The organism is Streptomyces sp. CBMA29 (genome assembly GCF_014596445.1).
In the GTDB taxonomy this organism is placed as follows: Bacteria; Actinomycetota; Actinomycetes; order Streptomycetales; family Streptomycetaceae; genus Actinacidiphila.
The window spans coordinates 1-2,903 of sequence record NZ_MECL01000272.1 but is presented as its reverse complement, the minus strand read 5'-3'; the positions used below and the strand labels follow the sequence as shown (position 1 = coordinate 2,903).

The window sequence follows — 2,903 nt, the reverse complement described above, 5'->3', positions numbered from 1 at the left end:
CCGTACCGGGCCGCGGCTCGGCGTCCGCGGCCTCGGCGGGCGTGCCCGCCCCGGCCAGCCGCTCCCGGTCCACCGCGCCGGTCGCGGGGTCCACCGCGAGCGCGCCGACGACCGTGGCACGGGAGACCAGCGGTGTGCCGAACCGGTCGGCGCCGGTCCGTCCCGCGGCCGGCTCCGACTCGGCGTACACCGTCAACTCCCGCAGCCCTTCGGCCGGTCCGTCCATATGCGCCGCGATCCACGGGCGCGCCGGGTCGAGGCCGACGAGCTGGTGCGGCGCGTCCCGTCCCAACGCGACGGCCAGCGACGCCAGCGCCTCAACTGGTGGCAGCACACGGTAGCCGCGCGCCTGTGTGAGCCGCTTCAGCGGATACCCCGCGCTCATCCCGGTCTCGTCCCACATGCTCCACGCCAGGCTGTACGCGTCCAGGCCGTACGCCCGCCGCTGGTGGACCGCCAGCGCGTCGAGATACGCGGAGGCGGCGGAGTAACCGGCGACCGACGCTCCGCCGAAGAAGCCGTTGACCGAGGAGAAGGACACCACCAGCGTGCCCGGCCGGTCCCGCAGCAGAGCGTGCAGCACCCGCGCGCCCCCGGCCTTCGCCTCCAGCGCCTCGTCCAGATCCTTCGGTGTGCACGTGTCGAGCGGCACCTCCCGGTACGTGCCCGCGAGGTGCAGGACGCCGTCGAGCGGCGCACCCCACCGCTGCTCCGCCGCGCGCAGCACCCGGCCGACCGCGTCCGCGTCCCGCACGTCGGCCACGGCGTACTCGACCCGCCGGTCACCGGATTCCGGCGCGGGACCCCGGCCCACGCACAGCACCCGGGCGCCGTACGTCCGCGCCAGTTCCTCTGCCAGCAGCCGTCCGATGCCGCCTGAGCCGCCGGTCACCAGATAGCGGCCGCCGCTGCGGAAGGGGTTCGGGCGGGTGGCCGTCGCCCGCGCGGGGACGAGTCTGCGGGCCAGGCGGCGGCCCGCGCGGTAGGCGACCACGCGCTCGCGCGGGAGCCGCGCCAGTTCGGCGCCGAGCAGCCGCGCCGTGCCCTCGGGGTCGCCCGGCGGTATGTCGAGGTGGACGACCCGCGCGTCCGTCCGCTCGTGCCCGAGCGTGGCCACCAGCCCGGCGAGCGGCGCTCGTTCGTACGCTGGCGGGTCGTCCGGCAGCACCGACAGCGCGTGGCTGGTGACGACGTACACCGCCGCCGCGTCCGCGCCGATCCGCGCCAGCCGCAGCAGGCCGTGCAACTCGGCCCGCGCGGCCCGCGGACCGATGTCGGGGGACCCGCCGTACGCGCGCAGATCGACGACGGTGGTGGGCGGCACGGGGCCGGTGCGGGCGTCGGGTCCTGCCGTGCCGGGGCCGTGCCGGGGGTCGCCCGGCACGCCGTGAGTCCGCGGATCGTCCGCCCCCTCACCGTCGTCCGTCTCGCCCGTGACCACCTTGTCCGTGGCCGCCTCGCCGGTCGACAGGGGGTCGGCACCGATCCGTACGCACCGACGCCCGGTCGCCTCCAGTGCGCGGGCCAGCCGCTCGCCGACGCCCTCGGCGTCGAGAAGGAGCAGCACCGTCCCGGCCTGACCGCCGGTGGAGGGGGTCAGGGCGCGCGGGACCCACCGGGCGTGGTGGAAGTGGTCGGGGACAGTGCCGTCGTCCGGGGCGCCGCCGTCGCCGTAAGGGCCTGAGCGGGCGAAGCCACCGGCCTCGAACCGGGCGCGCAGCGCCGCCCGTTGGATCTTGCCGATCTCGGTCTTGGGGATGTCGGCGCGGTCGACGGCGAGGACGTGCCGGGGATTGACGCCGACCCGGTCGAGCACCGCTGCCCGGACCCGGCGGACCGCCTCCGCCCGCTCCTCGGGACCGACCGCGCCGCGCGGGTGGAAGAACACCGTCAGCTCGTCGGTGGTCGCCGTGGCCGTCCGGACCGCGACGGCGGCGGTGAACGACGGTTCGACACAGGCCAGTTCCTCGACCACGGACTCGATCTCATGGCTGTGGTAATTGACGCCGTTGAGGATGACGACATCCTTGGCGCGCCCGGTGAGCGTGAGCCGGCCGTCCTTCACCCGGCCCAGGTCGCCGGTGTCGAACCAGCCGTCCGGGGTGAAGGCGGCGGCGTTCTGCTCGGGTGCGGCGTCGTAACCGGTGGTGACGGTGGAGCCGCGTACCTGGAGGCGGCCGATCTCGCCCTCGCGCAGCACCCGCGGCTCGGTGTCGGGGCCGCCCACGATGCGCAGGGCGCACCCCGGCAGTGGCGCCCCGACCTCGACGAACGCGTCGTCGTCTGAGGTCGCGTCCCGGGTGAAGCGGTCGGAGTAGACCATCGCGGACGAGGTCTCCGACATGCCCCAGGCGGGCCGCAGCGCGGTACCGGGCAGGCCGTACGGGGCCAGCAGCCGCAGCCAGCGAAGGGCCACGCGGGCGACGATCGCCTCACCGGCGTTCATCACGAACCGCAGCCGGGACAAGTCCCAGGCGGCGCCGCGCTGTTCGAGGTCGGCGGCGCGGTCGTTGACCAGGCCGAAGGCGAAGTTCGGGGCCCAGGTCGTGGTGGCGCGGAAGCGGTGCGCCAAGTCCGGCCAGCGCAAGGGGTCCTGGAGGACCCAGCGGGTGGGGGCGTGCACCTGACGGCAGCCGAGGAAGACGTCCCGCAGGTGGAACATCACCACCCCGCCGACATGGTCGAGCGGCAGCCAGTTCACCGACACGTCGTCGCGCCGCAGGCCGTTGGCCTCGGCGGTGGCGGCGCAGCGCGCGAGGACGTTGCGGTGCCTGAGCACGACGGCCTTGGGCCGGCCAGTGCTGCCCGAGGTGAGCATGAGCAGGACGGGGTCGTCCGGCCGCGCCGGGTGCGGGTCGGCAGGGGCCGCCGCCGACGCGATGGCGTCGGCGCCCGCCGCGCGC

1 protein-coding gene is annotated in these 2,903 nt (G+C 75.7%); it reads right to left on the bottom strand.

Annotation, left to right across the window (positions count from 1 at the left end; translation table 11 throughout):
- Window positions 1-2,903: SDR family NAD(P)-dependent oxidoreductase (locus BGM09_RS36995; RefSeq protein ID WP_188286152.1), on the bottom strand; the 2,903-nt coding region annotated here is incomplete at both ends.